Genomic DNA, 17412 nt, shown 5'->3' with positions numbered 1-17412 from the left:
ATAAAGAATGAAAAAAGTTTTCTTAATGGGGCGAAGTGAAGCTGGTAAGACTTCTTTGACACAGGCGTTGAAGGGTGAAGAATTACATTATCACAAAACCCAGTATACAAATTCAAATGAAGATACGATCGATTCACCGGGAGAATACGCAGAATCCAAGCATTTCAGCGTCGGACTGGCGTGTTTTTCTTTTGAGGCAGATGTTGTTGCAATCGTGCAGGCGGCAGATGAACCATTCAACTTATTCAGTGATGGCAGCAGATGTTTCCTTTTGAGACCGCTGATCGGTATTATTACAAAGGTTGATTCTCCATATGCTAATTTACCAATGGTTCGTCAGTGGATGCAGAATATGGGATGTGAGCATATTTTTGAGGTGAATAATGTTACACGTGAAGGTATTCCTGAATTGATGGCGTATCTTCAGGATGATCTTCCGAAGCTGACACTTGAACAGGCTAAGTTTAAGCAGAGCCTTGGGCTGAACGAATGGCAGCCATTGCCGGAAGGTGTGGAATATCCGAAAGATATTCGATAAGACATGACAGAGAGACATACAGAGATGTGTGTCTTTTTTTTATGTAATAATGGAAAATTACTCCGTAATGTTCCTATTACATAAAAACGCTCTGCGAGGATGCGACCAGATGCAGATGGAATATGTCTGCTACCTGGTAGAAAAATGAAAAGAATGAAAAGTTTTCAGAAATGAAACATAAAACATGGTAATAAACATCAAAAATGAATAATAAAAAGATGCAAAACATAGAAAAAATATACGTATAGCACAAAAATATTGACTGTATTTCTGAAAAATGATATGTTTTAAATGAAAAATGAAACAAAGATTGAAAGAAAAATGAAATCATAAAGGGGGTAATGAGATGGTAAAAGTCGGGATTATAGGATGTGGAAAGATTGCACAGGTTCGTCATATTCCGGAATATCTGGATAATCCGAATGCAAAGCTGACTGGCCTTTATGATCTGAATCTGCAGCGGGCAAAAGAACTTGCTGAAAAATATGACTGTAAGTCTTATGAAAGCGTTGAGGAGATGCTGGCAGATCCGGAAATTGATGCAGTCAGTGTATGTGTGGCAAATCATGTGCATGCTGAAATTACGATTGCAGCATTAAAAGCCGGAAAACATGTACTTTGTGAAAAACCGATGGCAACAAAATTAAAAGACTGCCAGATGATGGTGGATACAGCAGAGCAGATGAGCAAAAAACTTATGATCGGTCAGAATCAGAGATTTGCAAAAGCCCATGCAGAAGCAAAAAAACTCATCGAGCGTGGAGATATCGGAAGCGTTCTTACTTTCAAAACAACATTCGGACATGGCGGTCCGGAAACATGGAGTGTAGATGCTGGTCCGCAAAACTGGTTCTTTGATAAGAAGAGAGCTGCAATGGGAGCAATGGCAGATCTTGGAGTACATAAGACAGACCTGATCCAGTACCTGCTTAATGATACAGTAGAGGAAACAACTGCAAAAGTTACGACTCTGGATAAGAAAGACAGTAATGGAAACCTGATTGGAGTAGATGACAATGCCATCTGTATTTACAAAATGAAGAGCGGAATCATCGGAACGATGACAGCCAGCTGGACGTATTATGGTGAGGAGGATAATTCCACGATCATCTATGGAACAGAAGGAATGCTCAAGATTTATCATGACCCGAAATATTGTATCGAACTGATCCGCAAAGATGGAGGAAAAGTGTTCTACGATATTGATCAGATTCAGACAAATGATAATCAGACAAAATCAGGAATCATTGATGCCTTTGTAGAATCTGTAGAAAATGATACAGAACCGGCTGTTCCGGGGAAAAGCGTACTCAGTGCAATGAAAGCAATTTTCGGAAGTCTGAAATCAAGCGAACTTGGAAGAACCGTTCGCGTAGATGAGGAGGAATTAGAGTGAAGATAGGGTTAGTCAGTGCAATACTGGAAGATTATGATTTCAAAAAAATGATCGATACGGTTTCAGAGATTGGCTATGAATGTGTGGAAGTTGCCTGCTGGCCGAAAGCCAAAGCAGAGCGCAGATATGCAGGAGTCAGCCACATCGACGTGGCAAATCTGGGAGACAAAGAAGCAGAAGAAATTCTTTCTTATTGCAAAGAGAAGAATGTGGAGATTTCTTCTCTGGCATTTTATCCGAATACCATGGATGGAAATCTGGAAAAAAGAGCTGCCAATATTGAACACTTATACAAAGTAATCGATGCAAGCAAAAAACTTGGAATTAACCTTGTTACAACCTTTATCGGAAGAGATCAGACAAAGACAGTAGAAGAAAATCTGGAACTGGTAAAAAAAATCTGGATTCCGATCGTGCGTTACGCAGAGGAAAAGAAAGTTCGTATTGCAATCGAAAACTGCCCGATGCTCTTTGACGGAGATCAGTGGCCAGGTGGACAGAACCTGATGACAACACCGGTAATCTGGAGAAAAGTCTTTGATATTCTTGACAGTGATTATATCGGAATCAATTATGATCCATCTCATTTTGTATGGCAGATGATTGATTACATCCAGCCGCTTTACGAGTTTAGAGATAAAATCTTCCATGTACATTACAAAGACATTAAACTTTTCAAAGAAAAACTGAAAGAGTGTGGAACAATGGCATATCCACTTCAGTACATGAAACCAAAGCTTCCGGGACTGGGAGATGTGGATTGGGGCAAATATGTGTCTGCATTAACAGACATTGGATTTGAAGGATATACCTGTATTGAAATTGAAGATAAATCTTTCGAAGGTTCCGAAGAAAGAGTTCTGGACAGCTTGAAACTTTCTCTGAGATATATGAGACAGTTTGTAATCTGAGAAGTTGCTCTGAATAATTGAATTATTAAATAAAATGCTGAAATAATGCGGGGGAAAACCGCTTATTAAAAACAAACATATTCCAAAAGGAGGAAATGAATTATGAAGAAAACAGTAGTTTGCATGCTGATCGCAGCTATGACAATGGGTAGTATGGTTACTCCAGTATTTGCGGACGGAGAAGGAGATGCTACACACATTTATGTACTGACAGCTCCGGAAGATCATGGCTGGACTGGTTCCGTAGCAACATTCGCAAAAGAAAAAATCGAAGAAGTAAATGACGCAGGAACTTACAGTGCAGAGCTGATCACATCTGCAGATGCAGCAGAACAGATTGTCAACATCGAAGATATCATCGCAGCTGGTGAAGACAACATCGCTGTTGTTATTCAGCCAATCGATGATACTGTTCAGTCTGCAATCCAGCAGCTGGTTGACGCTGAGATCCCATATGTAGCTTTTGACCGAATCATTGAAGGCGTAGCTGACAGTGCAGTATCCAACGTAAAAGGTGACAACGAAGGTATCGGTGCAGCATGTGCGGCTTACTATACAGAGCAGGGATTAAAACCTGGTGATGCAGTTTATGTATACGAAGGAGATACTTCTTCTGTAACAACTCTCCGTGATGAAGGATTCACAAAGTACCTTACCGGAGAACTGGAATACGATGGAAAAACAATTGCAGACGATGCAAAATGGTCTGAAGACGATCTGAAATCTATCACATATTCAGGTGCTATGAACTGGAGCCGTTCTGATACAAAGACAGCCTATGAATCTCTGCTCGGAGATGCATCCAACGCAGATATCAAATGGTTCTATGCAGAAGACGATGAACTTGCAATGGGTATCCTTGAAGCTCTTCAGGGCGGCGGAATCGACGATGCAACAAAAGAAAAATTCCTCGGAAATGCACCTTATCTGACAGGCTGTGGCGGACTGGATGAGCTTTATGCAGTACTTCGTGGTGAATCCTTCACAGATATCGCAGATCAGTTTGGTGGTATTGTATCTGTAACTTACAGTCCTGCAATGATCCAGACAGCAATCCAGGATATGGTTGATTATCTGGATGGAAAAGATGTAGAACAGGATCACGTAATTGCCTGCGAAATCGTAAATAAGGACAACGTAAAAGATTATCCTTCTTTCTAAATCGAGTAATTTTCGTGATATAATTCTTTTTAATAAGACAGAAATGGCGAAGGGAACTGTAAAGTTCCCTTCTGTCAGATAATTAAATGAATGCGTATCAGAGCAATGTATCAAAAAGCCCGGTAACTCGGGCGGGGAGGCGAGAATTATGAGTTTGCTGCAGATGAAGAACATCTGTAAGTCCTTCAGTGGGGTTCCGGTACTGAAAAATGTACAGCTTACAGTAGAAAAAGGAGAGGTGCATGCACTTCTTGGAGAAAATGGAGCGGGAAAATCAACACTTATGAATGTTTTGACAGGTGTATTTCCGCGTGATAAAGGCGAGATAGAATTTGATGGTAAGGAACTGAAAAATATTACAATAAAGCAGTCTGAAAACCTGGGAATAGCTTTTGTTCATCAGGAACTAAATCTGTTTAATGATCTGAAAGTATATGAAAATATTTTTCTTCAGAAAGAATATACGACTAAATTTGGATGTCTTGATAAGAAAAAAATGATTCAGGAGGCAGAGAGACTGTTCCAGGAACTGGGAGTGGATATTGATCCTACGCAGCAGGTTTCTAAACTGAAAACCAGTCAGAAACAGTTACTTGAAATATCAAAAGCACTGTTTTTTAAAGCAAAACTTCTGATTTTGGATGAGCCAACAACATCATTAAACAATGATGAGGTGGCACATCTGTTTGACATTGTCAATAATTTGAAGAAAAAGGGAACTTCCTTTATCTTTATTTCACATAAAATGCCGGAGATTTTCCGTCTGTCAGACCGATATACCGTATTCCGAAATGGAGAATTTATAGGTGCCGGAAATATAAAGGATACTACACCAGAAGATGTTACACGTATGATGGTTGGAGAGAAATATTCGGATCAGGATGTATATGAAAAAAGGTCGTTGGGTGATATAATCCTGGAACTGAAGGATTTCAGTGGAGAAGGTTTTCGCAATATCAATCTGGCAGTAAAAAAAGGCAGTATTGTTGGACTGACCGGCCTTCAGGGTGCCGGAAGCAGTGAACTGATGCAGTGTATGTTTGGTGTAACAAGAGCATACAGCGGCGAGATGCGGGCAATGGGCAAAGTTATGCGGGATCACTCTATTCATACAGCTATGAAAGATCAGATTGCGATGCTTGCTTCGAACAGAAAAGAAAATTCTGTGATTCCAGATATGAATATTCTGGAAAATATGTATCTGTCAGAACATACTCTTTCTGCATGGAAACCAGCTATTTCAAAAAAGAAAGAAATAGAGAGATATAAAAAATATAAAGAGATGCTGAATATAAAGGCAAATTCCTGCGAAGATTTAATTACATCATTAAGTGGTGGAAATCAGCAAAAAGTTTTTCTTGCACGTTGGCTGAATACAGATGCAGAAATTCTTCTTCTGGACAACCCGACACAGGGAATCGATGTAGGAGCAAAAGCAGAAATTTACAAACTGATCCTGGAACTTGCAAAACAGGGAAAAACAATTCTGATCAATACTTTAGAAATACCGGAGATCCAGAAAGTTGCCGATTACTGTGCAGTATTTTATAACGGTGAGATCATTAAAGTTCTGGAACATCAGGAAATTGATGAGATGACAGTCATGATGTATTCAACAAATGCGGCGCAGGCAGAGGAGGGAAAATAAGATGAGTAAAAAGAATACAGCAGTTCCTGGACGTATCGCAGGATTTTTGGGAGAAAATAGTTATATCATTGTTTTTGTGGCAATTTTTATCGTATATGCACTGACAACAAACGGACTGACCTGGAGCGGTATGATGAATGTATTTCGTCATTCTGCAGTAATTGGCATCATCGGATTGGGCATGGGACTGATCTGCATCACCGGTGAGATCGATCTTTCTGTTGGTTCCATGCTGGCTTTAGATGGTGGATTTTCTGTCATTATCTTTAACATGACAAACAGCATTATCCTCACATTTTTATTTGCAGTTCTGTTTGGCGCATTCTGCGGACTGATCAATGGCGTGATGGTAGGATGGATCCAGATGCCAGCATTTATCGTTACACTGGCAACGATGCTGATTTATCGTTCTTTTGCACAGTATTTCTGCCAGCATGTGGATAAAGCACTGATCGGGGGAGGAAGTTCTGTGTACAAGATGGCAAACAGCCAGTCCTCTTATCAGACACTTTATAATTTTGGTAATGGAAAAGTATCTACGATTCCGATCGTTGGTCTGATCCTTATTATCATGACACTTGTTTTTGTATATATCACAACAAGTACAAAATATGGCAAAAAAGTATATGCAGTAGGAAGTAACATGAAAGGTGCACAGATGGCGGGAATCAATACCGCGGTTGTGAAAATTTCTGTATTTGTGATCGCGGGTGCACTTGTTGGAATCGGTGCTTTTCTCTGGATTGCAATGAATGCTTCTGCTGACCCGGCAACGACAGGAAACAGTTATGAGATGTATGCTATCGCAGCAGCAGTCCTTGGTGGAATCAGTATGTCGGGTGGAAAAGGAAAATGTCTGGGAATTCTGTTTGGTGCAATGTCCTATACGATTATTGATAAAATTATTGTGTCCCTTAAAATGGACTCTCTTATTAACAACGCGATTAAAGGAATTATTCTGTTGATCGTCATCATGGTGCAGATTGTAGGTCCGCAGATCAAACAGAAATTCAAGAAGACAGAGTAGAAATACAGGAACATAAATATCTCTGTTAAACAGGCTCAAAATGCTTTATAATAGAAATGATTTTAACCTAAAACCTGAAAAAGAGAGAAAGTATGAAGAAGATAACTGTTTCGTTAATTGCTGAGAAAGCACAGGTATCACCGGCAACGGTATCAAGAGTTCTGAATCACAGAGAACTGGTGAAAGAGCCAACAATACGACGGGTAGAGGAAGCAATGCGTTCTCTGGGCTGTCAGATAGAAAATACAGTCACAGTTTCGAAGGAGACACAGCCGTTGATCGTTCTGAACATTCCGGGAATCGAGAATGTATTTTATCAGGAGATCATCCGGGGTGCGAGAGTATCTGCAAAGGCACATGGATGCCATCTGCTGATCCATGAATCACATCTGAATAAAGGGAATCTGCTGGATTTCTGCAATCTTCTGCGGAGAGTGGATGCAGCAGGCGTGATTCTTCTGAATCGTGTTTCGGAAGAGGGCCTGAATCAGATACGAGTGATCGCTCCGCTGGTACAGTGCTGTGAATATAATGACCATGCGGATTACCCATATGTCAGTATTGATGACGCCAGAGCTGCAGAACTTGCAACGGAATATCTTCTGTCAAATGGAGGAAGTAAGATCGCGCTGATCAACGGACCGGGAAACTTCAAATATGCAAGAAGACGTCAGGAAGGATTTATGAATGCACTTCGTAACGCGGAGGTCATGATCCCGAAGCAGTGGATCGTGCAGCTGCCGGAAGTAAGCTATGAGATGGCTTATGCAGCGGTGTGCAGATTATTGAACTCTGACAGCAGACCGAATGCATTTTTTACCATATCCGATGTTTTTGCAGCGGCAGTGATCCGTGCGGCGAAGCGTTTTCACCTGCATGTACCGCGGGATATTCTGGTGGTTGGATTTGATAATATTGAGTTATCCTCTATGACCTCACCTTCGATCACAACTGTGAATCAGCCGAAATTTCAGATGGGTTATACAGCCTGTGAGATGTTATTGGAACTGATGGAAGATCCTCATGGGGAAATGAAATCGCTTTTACTTGATACAGAACTGGTGATCAGGGAATCAACATAAGAATAGAACAGCCGGAGATATTCCGGCGAATTCTTTTGCAGCAGGTGTGCCGGCGAGGGTGATCTGTGAGATTACAGAAGAAGATTCTGTAAAAAATATGTTTGAGGAAATTTACTGACAGAATATGTGACTTTATAGAAAAACACCGGAGCAGGTTATGAAATCTGTTCCGGTGTTTTCCTGAATATGTGTGCATTCTTAAGATATCATATCTGATTGTCTGATGCAGTATCACATATTATAGAAACATTGCATATTTTCTATTTTTCGTTTCATTATAGAATTACATTCCATCTTTCAGCACATCATAGTCTCTCAATACTTTCTCGATCACCGTTCCCTTAATGAAGTGGAGCAGAGGTTTCTTAATGATGCCGGCTCCCGGAATATCAATTTCCAGTGGAGATTTACCATCCATCAGCTTCACACTGCTGCTTAAGAGTTCACGGATATCGTAAACGCTTCCCCATACTTCCGGTACGCCACGGTCAACACCGAGGAGTCCATAAACAGCTTCCATCGCAGTTCTGACAGAGTATTCTGTGGTGAATACGGTATCACGCGGGGTATCTGCGAACTGACCGAGGAAGGCGAAGTTTACACAGCCATCCGGGATAACATCCGGGCGGTCACCCTTGGTTCTTGGCATGAAGAATGCGGTGATATAAGGCATCATGGTCGGTACGCACACTGCACTGTGTTCAGCAAGTTCATCAATCTGATCTTCCGGAACACCGAGATGATACAGCCACTCTGCGGTGATCTCTTTACCGGTACAGTCTTTCATAGGTTTCTTGATATAGTCGCCAGGTACATCTGTGAACAGACCATAAACCCATACGCAGACCTTATCTTTGTCCTGATCCTTGAACTGTCCCTGACGGTTGATGGTCCAGCTTAAGAGCCACTTGGAATCCTGACAGCTTACGATACCACCTGTAACAACTTTGCCAGTACGCGGATCACGTTTGCAGATGTCAGTAATATAAGGAATGATCTTGTCATCCAGAGTTGTGACGGTCGCGGATTCCCAGTTGGTCTTGTTGATATCGGAGCAGAATTTTTCCGGATGTCCGAAGGACGGATCCTGTGCTGCGATATTTTTCCAGAGTGACCAGCAGCCGCTTGTACGAACTTCCGCATCACCGTTTGGTGCATGGTTCTGATCACCGTAGATCGTGCCTTCTGTACAGCTTCCGTTGGTAACAAATACGAGGTCATTTTCAGTAAGGACGATGCCTTTTTCTACGCCGTTGACTTTGCATTCGATTGCAGAAGCAATCTTCTTGCCATCCTTGAAATCAAAGATAACGTTAGTAACTTCAGTATTAAACTGGAAGTCAACGCCAGCATCTTCCAGATATTTCTGCATAGGCAGGATCAGGGAATCATACTGGTTGTATTTTGTGAATTTAAGTGCACTGAAATCCGGAAGGCCTGCGATGTGATGAATGAAACGCTGGAAGTACAGCTTCATCTCCAGGGCACTGTGCCAGTTTTCGAATGCAAACATGGTTCTCCAGTACAGCCAGAAGGTGGAATTGAATACTTCATCATCGAAAACATCTTCGATGGTCTTATCGTAGAGGTCTTCATCTTTAGTCATAAAGAGCTTCATGATTTCCATACAGCCCTTCTGGCTGAGGTTGAATTTGCCGTCTGTATGAGCGTCTTCTCCGCGATTTACAGTTGCACGGCAAAGAGAATAGTTTGGGTCATGTTTGTTCAGCCAGTAGTATTCATCCAGTACGGAAACACCAGGTGTTTCAATAGAAGGAATGCTGCGGAACAGATCCCAGAGACACTCGAAATGGTTTTCCATTTCACGGCCGCCTCTCATGACATAGCCACGTGTTGGATCAAAGATACCATCGCAGGCACCACCGGTGATGTCCATAGCTTCCAGAATGTGGATATGGGAACCAGGCATCTGACCGTCACGAACGAGGAAGCAGGCAGCAGCGAGTGAAGCAAGCCCGCTGCCTACGATATAAGCGTTTTTGTCATCGACGCCTTCTGGCTTTTCCGGACGGGCGAATGCTTCGTAGTTACCGTTTGTATAATAAATACCTTTGCTGTTCTTTTCATATTTGCCGCGTTCTGTGTTGCGGTAATCAGATCTGGCAGCTTCGGCTTTTTTGGCCTTTGTAGCTTTGATCTCTTTATTTTCCTGAGACGTTTTGGTAAGAATAGCTGCTGCGCCGGCTCCGGCTGCAAGTGCAACACCAAGTTTTAATCCTTTTTTAGACATGTAAAAAACCACCTTTCATTTGTTTGTGATGATGTGTAGCTTTCCTTTTCTGTCTCTTATAGTATTGCCATTTGTGTTTGAATTCAATTTACAAAAAATATGGAATGAGTAAAAACTTATCATTTGGCATGTTTTGTAAAGTTTTGAATAGAATTTGTGATGTTTCCATGGATTGTGATGCACATGTTTTTCCAGATGTCGGTATAGTCTGATTTCATTCCCTGTCGGATCCAGTCGAGCATGATGCCGACAAAACTGTATTTATAAAAATCTGCGATAAAACTTTTCTGTTCCTGCGTAAGGGAAGTGGATCTTGCCTGCTCTTCGACGACACTCATGATCAGGTCGTGGGTCAGCTGGAAGAGAAAATTCTCAATCTGTTCCCGACTGATTGCGTTGTAAGCATTTATAATGAAAGGTTTGTTTTCATAGACTGCTTCAAAAATCTGAAGAAGTCCTTTCTGCCAGGTATCATAGGTCTTTTTTCCCTGGAGAGCTTTACGTGATTCTTCGAGACATGCCCATTCGACCAGATCGTAGATATCTTTGAAATGATAATAAAAAGCCATACGGCTGATGCCACAGTCGGTGGTCAGATCGTTGATCGTGATTTTGTTCAGCGGCTTTTTGAGAAGAAGTTTTTTCAGGGATTCTGCCAGAGCATGTTTGGTGATATTTGACATGGGATTCCTCCGTTTGTGTGTTGGTTTTGAAGTGCATATTTCGGGATTTTGCCATATTTATGACAAAACACTTCACGGGATAGTGCCAGTGAGCAGTAACTGTTTATTATTATAATAGGATAACGGAATGTCTGCAAGGTTGACAGTTACTGGCACTGGTGAGAAAATTAGGATACAATTACTGTTTACTCAGTTGTTGTGAACGGTCAGATATAATGAACATCGGAGGCAGGATATATATGAGTGGATTAAAAATAAAACAGGAATGGATGCAGAAAACAGTTGTTGTCTGGTTTGGCGCACTTTTATGCTGTCTGTTGTGGGGAAGTGCATTTCCCTGTATCAAAATTGGATATCGGCTGTTTGAAGTCGATGCAGCGGATACGGCATCGCAGATCCTTTTTGCCGGCTGCAGATTCACGCTGGCAGGAATTCTGGCAGCTGGGATTGGAAGTGTAATGGAGGGACGTTTTTTACGTCCGGAGAGAAAAGCAGCAAAAGAAATTATCTGGTTAAGTCTGCTTCAGACGATCATTCAGTATTTCTTTTTTTATATGGGACTTGCACATACCAGTGGAGTAAAAGCTTCTATTATAGAAGCGGTGAATGTATTTATTGCGATTCTGGTAGCCGGATTTTTGTTTCATCAGGAAAAGATTACATCAAGAAAAATCACCGGCTGTATTCTGGGATTTGCAGGAGTAGTATTGATTAATCTGAATGGAATGAACTTTCAGTTCAGTCTTGCAGGAGAGGGAGCCATTTTCTTTTCTACGATCGCTTATGCATTTTCTTCGGTGTTTGTAAAGAAATTTTCTCAGAAATTTAATCCGGTCATGCTCAGTGCTTATCAGTTTATTATCGGAGGAATCGTGCTTATGGCAGCAGGAGGCGTTATGGGCGGACATATTACAAAAGTGACACCAAGTGGAATCGGACTGCTGGTTTATCTGGCGCTGGTTTCAGCAGTGGCATATTCCCTCTGGGGCATTCTTCTGAAATATAATCCGGTTTCAAGAGTTACAGTATTTGGATTTATGAATCCGGTATTTGGCGTGCTTCTTTCGGCACTTCTGCTGGGCGAAACAGATCAGGCATCCGGAATATTGGGATTGCTTTCACTTCTGCTTGTAAGTGTTGGAATTTATGTGGTAAACAGTGGAAAGTGACCATGGATGATCGAACATGAAATACAGCGTAAAAAATCGTAAAAATTATGGAAAAAACTGTTGACATATGAATGCCCTTATAGTAGAATAACCCAATGTGACATAGTGCGATGACTCCTGAGCCAAAGCCCCGGCAAAGGTGTTTTTATCAGCGGTTTCGGACATTTCCGCAGTATAGATTTGCACTGTTCACCAGGAATTTTATATATGATATTACGGATGACCGTAATTACACAAACTATCGTTGATAAATAACAGGAGGTAAAACCATGCAGACTTATATGGCTAATCCAGATAAAATCGAAAGAAAATGGTATGTAGTTGACGCTGAAGGCTGTACACTGGGCCGTCTGGCATCTGGTGTTGCTAGCGTATTAAGAGGAAAGAACAAACCGCAGTTCACACCACACGTTGATACAGGTGATTATGTGATCATCGTTAACGCTGATAAAGTTAAAGTAACTGGTAAGAAAATGGATCAGAAGATTTACTATCATCACTCCGATTATGTTGGTGGAATGAAAGAAACCACATTAAAAGAAATGATGGCTAAGAAACCGGAGAAGGTTATCGAGCTGGCAGTTAAAGGTATGCTTCCAAAAGGACCTCTGGGAAGAACCATGTACAAGAAACTTTTCGTTTATGCCGGACCAGAGCACAAACATGAAGCTCAGAAACCGGAAACCTTAACATTTTAATAGGAGGTAGGAGACATTGGCTAGCGCAAAATTCTACGGAACAGGAAGAAGAAAAAAATCAATCGCAAGAGTTTACCTTACACCTGGTACAGGCAAAATCACAATTAATAAAAGAGATATCGACGAATACTTCGGATTAGAGACTCTGAAAGTTATCGTTCGTCAGCCACTGGCTGCAACAGAAACAGAAGGAAAATTTGACGTTCTCGTTAACGTTAAAGGTGGCGGATACACAGGACAGGCTGGTGCCATCAGACATGGTGTTGCAAGAGCCCTTCTTGAAGCAGATGCTGAATACAGACCAGTTCTTAAAGCTGCTGGATTCCTTACACGTGATCCACGTATGAAAGAACGTAAGAAATACGGTCTCAAAGCAGCTCGTAGAGCACCGCAGTTCTCTAAACGATAATTTATCGTTCAATATTGTATTATCTATCCCGGGAGCAATATGCTTCCGGGATTTTTCTAAAATTAATCTAATATCTTCTGATATTCAAAGCATTGATTCATTCATAATTCAAACAATTCAAATCAGTTAAAATAAATTTCAATAAAAAAATCCTAAATTATATTAATAAAATAGAATAGCAAAAAAAGTATCTTCAAAAGGGAAGTTAAAGTAATAAAGATAAAATCTAATGGCGGATGTTATCCTCGGACCATAGTAATAGTAAGAAAAGGATACAATCGCGAGTGATAAAGTATCTTTAAACAATGGAAAAATAACATGAGGATGCAATTGAGAATGATAAAGCATCTTTAAACAATGGAAAAATAACATGAGGATGCAATTGAATATGGCAAAGCATCTTCGGGTTTAGGGCAAGATAAATTAAGGATGCATTTATCGGTATCTGATATATGAAGAATATCTGCAAAAGTATAGAGAAAATAGTTGAGGATGCACAATTATTAACAAAAGTATCTACATGAGGAATTGAGAAGCAAATGAAGATATAACAGGATGCAAAAAAGTATCTTTAAATTTAAGGACTATCAAGTTGAGTCATAGTTTAAGTTTTATAAAAATAGCAATTGAATAAGCTATAAATTTGCGAATGGAAAACAGTAAATTAAATGAGAGAGAACAAATAAAACCAATAAATAAAACCAATAAATAAAACCAATAAATAAAACCAATAAAGGAGAAAGTGATTTATGCAAAAATTCAAAGATGCTTTACGTGAGGAGCAAAAACGATTGAAAGAGATAATTGCAAAGGCAAAAAAAGAGAATGAGCATATGCCGGAAGGCAATCTCAGAATATCAAAGCACAAAAACAGATGCCGCTATTATCATTGTGTACATGATAGAAATGGCATCTATATACCGAAAAGAAATATGATATTAAGAGAGCAATTAGCTCAAAAGGCATACAATAGCTCCATCATAAACATAGCAGAAGAGCAGCTTGCTAAAATAAATAAAATGTTGGAAATAGATGCGGATGAGAAAATGAAAAAAATGTATGATTCCTTGCATCCTGACAGAAAGAAATTAATAAATCCAATTGATGATACCTGGGAGAATAATCTTCAAAAATGGTTTGCAGCACCATATCAAGGGAAAGAATTTCAAGAGGGCGCACCTATGATTTTAACTGAAAATGGAGAAAGAGTACGATCAAAATTCGAGAAGATTCTGGCAGATTATTTTTACAGGCAGAATATTTTGTATAAGTATGAAAAACCATTATATTTGAAGGGGTATGGCACTGTTTATCCTGACTTTACATTTTTGTCTTCAAAAACAGGGAAAGAGATATATTGGGAACATGAGGGGATGATGGATAAGCAAGAATATGCAAGAAATGCTGTTCGAAAAATAGAATTATATCAAAAAAATGGGATTTATCCTGGGGAACGATTGATTCTTACATTTGAGACGGAACAAAGTATGCTTAATCAGAATATATTAGAAAAATTAGTAGAGAAATATTTATAAATTACTGTAGCTGAACTTTAAATTGCTACGAAAAGTATCTGCAATGATGAGTATTTTTACTATGAAGATGATATTTGGGATAAGAAGGTATCTGCAGATCAAAGAAAAGCAAATTGTAGATGCAAGTATTTGTAGGGAAGTATCTTTAATTTGCAAAGAAAGCAAGATAAAGATACACTAATCAAGCAGCAAGCATCTTCAAGTGTCATAGAAAGAAAAACAAGATGCAATCATCGGGCGGCAAGCATCTTCAAGTGCCATAGAAAGAAAAGCAAGATGCAATCACCAAGCTGCAAGCATCCTCAAGTGCCATAGAAAGAAAAGCAAGATACAATCACCAGGCAGCAAGCATCTTCAAGTGCAATAGAAAGAAAAAGCAAGATGCAATCATCGGGCTGCAAGCATCTTCAAGTGCCCCAAAAAGAAAAACAAGATACAATTGCTTATTAGGGATCATCTTCAAAATATGGAAAATACAAGTTGAGGATGCGTTTGTTCATAGTTGACAGAAATAAGTCATCTGCATACGAATTAACTATGTAAATGAAGATGCACTGCTGAAAACTAAGTGATCTACAAATGTAATTAAAGTGCGAATGAAGATGCACTGCTGAGAATTAAGTAATCCGCAAAAGTTATTGAAGAGCAGCTCAAGATGCACTGCCAAGGCATTAGGGAACAATATCAGAAAGAAGGAGTTTATCCCCCAATACTCTCTGGTTTCCGGATTAAAAAATCCCCTCTTGACCTTTCGCCGCTTTTGCGGTATAGTTCTCTACACTTTGTTAAAAATAATTTGAAAGCTAGTGTACGAAAGGAGCGAGTTTTATGACTTTTTATCAGGAACTTCAGCTGAGCTCGACCGGTTCGAAGCAGCTGATCAAAAACACCACTGACCCGAAAGAAAAACGCAGACATATTTTAATCTATAATTTTAAAGTCTATCTGGTAATGATATTCTGTGTTGCGGTGGTATCGCTGTATAGCAAGTTTATTGGAAATGATAACAGTGTCGTAGGTGTAACTGTCCTGCTTGCGGTGCTTGTGCTCAGACAGGCAGACTTTGGAATCCGCACATCACATGGATTGCTCTCTATTGCCGGAATATTTGCTATTCTGATGACGGCACCACGTTTTGCAAACACACTGTCACCAGTACCTGCATTTGCAGTAAATGTGATTGCAATTCTTCTTCTGATGATTCTTGGATGCCACAATGTGATCATGTATAATCATTCCACTTTTGTACTGGGGTATTTACTTCTGCTTGGCTATGATGTGACAGGAGCATCATACATAAAGCGAGTGGAAGGCCTTGCGGTAGGTATGATCTTGTGTATGATCATTTTCTACAAGAATCAGAAAAACAGACTGTACAGAAGAACCTTTTTTGATCTGTTTCGAGAATTTGATCTTCATTCAGCGCGTGGCAGGTGGTATCTGAAACTGACATTCATCGTATCAAGTGCGATGCTGTTTATGAATCTTCTTGGACTTCCAAGAGCTATGTGGGCAGGAATTGCCTGTATGTCAGTATGCCTTCCATTTACAGAAGACTGCGTTGCAAGATCAGGAAGCAGATGGCAGTTTAATATAGTAGGCTGTGCGATATTTATCGTGCTGTACCTGGTGCTTCCGGAGTCAATGTATCCGTATATTGGTATGATTGGTGGAATTGGAGTTGGATATTCAGCAGGATATGCATGGCAGACTGTATTCAATACTTTTGGTGCATTGTCCATTGCTGCAGGATTATTTGGAATGCCGGCTGCGGTTGCACTTCGTATCGGCGCAAATGTATTTGGTTCGGCCTATACCGTAATTTGCAATAAGATAATTGACAAACTGGCTGACAGATTTATGGTAAGACAAAGTGCAGAAGCATAAATATTACCTGTGAACAGTAACCAAAATAACGATATATACAGAACTGTCATGTGTTTTTTCTTGACAGAGAAATGCTGAATTGGTAACATATTAAAGGATATAAAGATTGAGAAAGCGTTGATTTTTATTCTGAATCAACGCTCTTTTTATGAAGGAGGAATAATATGTTAAAAGTATGGATTGCAGGTGCCAGCGGACAGATTGGACGCGCCCTGAATGATGTGCTTGATCCAATGCAGATTGAAGCACTGAACACAGATCTTGATGAACTGGACATTACAGATACTGATGAAGTCATCAATTTCGGTACAGTCAACCGCCCGGATGTCATCATCAACTGTACTGGTATCACAGACACCGATGAGTGTGAAGCGAACCCGGAACATGCGTACCGTGTCAATGCCCTCGGTGCAAGAAACTTAAGTATCGTTGCCCGTAAATGTGGATCTAAGATCGTGCAGCTTTCTACAGATGATGTTTTTGACGGACAGAGCAAGAAACCGTATACAGAGTTTGATGATACCAATCCGCTGACAGTATATGGCAGATCCAAAAGAGCCGGAGAAAACTATGTCAAAGAATTTACGCACAAGCATTTTGTTATCCGAAGTAACTGGGTGTACGGACATGGTGGACACAACTTTGTAAACCGCGTGCTGGCAGCGGCAGAAGCAGGAAACGGACTTTCTGTTGCATCCGATCAGTTTGGTTCTCCGACCAGTGCAAAAGACCTGGCAAAGATGATCATGTATCTGATCAGCACCAACGAATATGGAACCTACCATGTAACATGCAGAGGTGTATGCAGCCGGTACGAATTTGCGCAGGAAATCTTAAAACTTGCAGGTAAGGATATAGAGCTGAGAGCTGTTCCGACAGAGCAGTCAGACCTTTCCGCAGTCAGACCACCGTACGCGGTTCTGGATAATTTTATCCTTCGTATCATTGAAGTGTATGATATGCCGGACTGGAAAGAATCACTGAAAGAGTACATGGATGAAAGAACGGAGGATTGAT

15 protein-coding genes are annotated in these 17412 nt (G+C 40.4%); 13 read left to right on the top strand and 2 right to left on the bottom strand.

What is annotated here, in order from left to right; all coding sequences use genetic code 11:
- Nucleotides 1-7 precede the first annotated feature (7 nt).
- The 7 genes from NQ503_RS13330 (at nt 8) to NQ503_RS13300 (ending at nt 7763) form a co-directional block, all read left to right on the top strand.
- Nucleotides 8-538 (top strand): EutP/PduV family microcompartment system protein, encoded by a 531-nt coding sequence (locus NQ503_RS13330; RefSeq protein WP_005427609.1) that lies wholly within the window; start codon nt 8-10, stop codon nt 536-538.
- A 346-nt stretch (nt 539-884) separates the two neighbouring features.
- A complete protein-coding gene (locus NQ503_RS13325) occupies nt 885-1934 on the top strand; it encodes a Gfo/Idh/MocA family protein (protein ID WP_005427607.1) in 1050 nt (349 codons plus the stop codon).
- On the top strand, nt 1931-2845 hold the full coding sequence (locus NQ503_RS13320; protein ID WP_055055962.1) for a sugar phosphate isomerase/epimerase family protein: 915 nt from the start codon (nt 1931-1933) through the stop codon (nt 2843-2845). The genes NQ503_RS13325 and NQ503_RS13320 overlap by 4 nt, the downstream gene beginning before the upstream one ends.
- Nucleotides 2846-2947: 102 nt before the next feature.
- Nucleotides 2948-4006, top strand: a complete 1059-nt coding sequence (locus NQ503_RS13315; RefSeq protein ID WP_022388882.1) for a substrate-binding domain-containing protein — start codon at nt 2948-2950, stop codon at nt 4004-4006.
- A 148-nt stretch (nt 4007-4154) separates the two neighbouring features.
- On the top strand, nt 4155-5654 hold the full coding sequence (locus NQ503_RS13310) for a sugar ABC transporter ATP-binding protein (protein ID WP_005427602.1): 1500 nt from the start codon (nt 4155-4157) through the stop codon (nt 5652-5654).
- 1 nt (nt 5655) lies between these two features.
- Nucleotides 5656-6681, top strand: coding sequence for an ABC transporter permease (locus NQ503_RS13305; protein WP_005427601.1), 1026 nt, complete (start codon nt 5656-5658; stop codon nt 6679-6681).
- A gap of 92 nt (nt 6682-6773) precedes the next feature.
- On the top strand, nt 6774-7763 hold the full coding sequence (locus NQ503_RS13300; protein WP_005427600.1) for a LacI family DNA-binding transcriptional regulator: 990 nt from the start codon (nt 6774-6776) through the stop codon (nt 7761-7763).
- Between the two features lie 283 nt (nt 7764-8046).
- Here the strand turns inward: NQ503_RS13300 and NQ503_RS13295 are convergent, their stop codons facing one another.
- Complete coding sequence (locus tag NQ503_RS13295) at nt 8047-10014, bottom strand: oleate hydratase (RefSeq protein WP_005427597.1); 1968 nt, start codon at nt 10012-10014, stop codon at nt 8047-8049.
- Between the two features lie 119 nt (nt 10015-10133).
- Nucleotides 10134-10697, bottom strand: a complete 564-nt coding sequence (locus tag NQ503_RS13290; RefSeq protein WP_005427596.1) for a TetR/AcrR family transcriptional regulator — start codon at nt 10695-10697, stop codon at nt 10134-10136.
- Nucleotides 10698-10936: 239 nt separating this feature from the next.
- Here NQ503_RS13290 and NQ503_RS13285 point away from each other — a divergent pair, with 239 nt between their 5' ends.
- The 6 genes from NQ503_RS13285 (at nt 10937) to rfbD (ending at nt 17411) form a co-directional block, all read left to right on the top strand.
- Nucleotides 10937-11866: a DMT family transporter gene (locus tag NQ503_RS13285; RefSeq protein ID WP_117627632.1), complete on the top strand. Its 930-nt coding sequence runs from the start codon at nt 10937-10939 to the stop codon at nt 11864-11866.
- Nucleotides 11867-12135: 269 nt separating this feature from the next.
- Nucleotides 12136-12564, top strand: a complete 429-nt coding sequence (rplM, locus tag NQ503_RS13280; protein ID WP_005427591.1) for a 50S ribosomal protein L13 — start codon at nt 12136-12138, stop codon at nt 12562-12564.
- Nucleotides 12565-12580: 16 nt separating this feature from the next.
- Nucleotides 12581-12973, top strand: a complete 393-nt coding sequence (rpsI, locus tag NQ503_RS13275) for a 30S ribosomal protein S9 (protein WP_005427589.1) — start codon at nt 12581-12583, stop codon at nt 12971-12973.
- 749 nt (nt 12974-13722) lie between these two features.
- Nucleotides 13723-14508: a hypothetical protein gene (locus NQ503_RS13270; RefSeq protein WP_005427586.1), complete on the top strand. Its 786-nt coding sequence runs from the start codon at nt 13723-13725 to the stop codon at nt 14506-14508.
- A gap of 828 nt (nt 14509-15336) precedes the next feature.
- The gene (locus tag NQ503_RS13265; protein WP_005427582.1) at nt 15337-16395 is read left to right on the top strand and encodes an FUSC family protein; all 1059 of its coding nucleotides are present in this window, start codon (nt 15337-15339) and stop codon (nt 16393-16395) included.
- A gap of 164 nt (nt 16396-16559) precedes the next feature.
- Nucleotides 16560-17411 (top strand): dTDP-4-dehydrorhamnose reductase, encoded by an 852-nt coding sequence (gene rfbD, locus NQ503_RS13260; RefSeq protein ID WP_005427580.1) that lies wholly within the window; start codon nt 16560-16562, stop codon nt 17409-17411.
- Nucleotide 17412: the final 1 nt, after the last annotated feature.

The organism is Blautia obeum ATCC 29174, from assembly GCF_025147765.1.
In the GTDB taxonomy this organism is placed as follows: Bacteria; Bacillota; Clostridia; order Lachnospirales; family Lachnospiraceae; genus Blautia_A; species Blautia_A obeum.
Note: the sequence above shows the minus strand (reverse complement) of the source record. Positions and strands in the feature narration are given on the sequence as shown.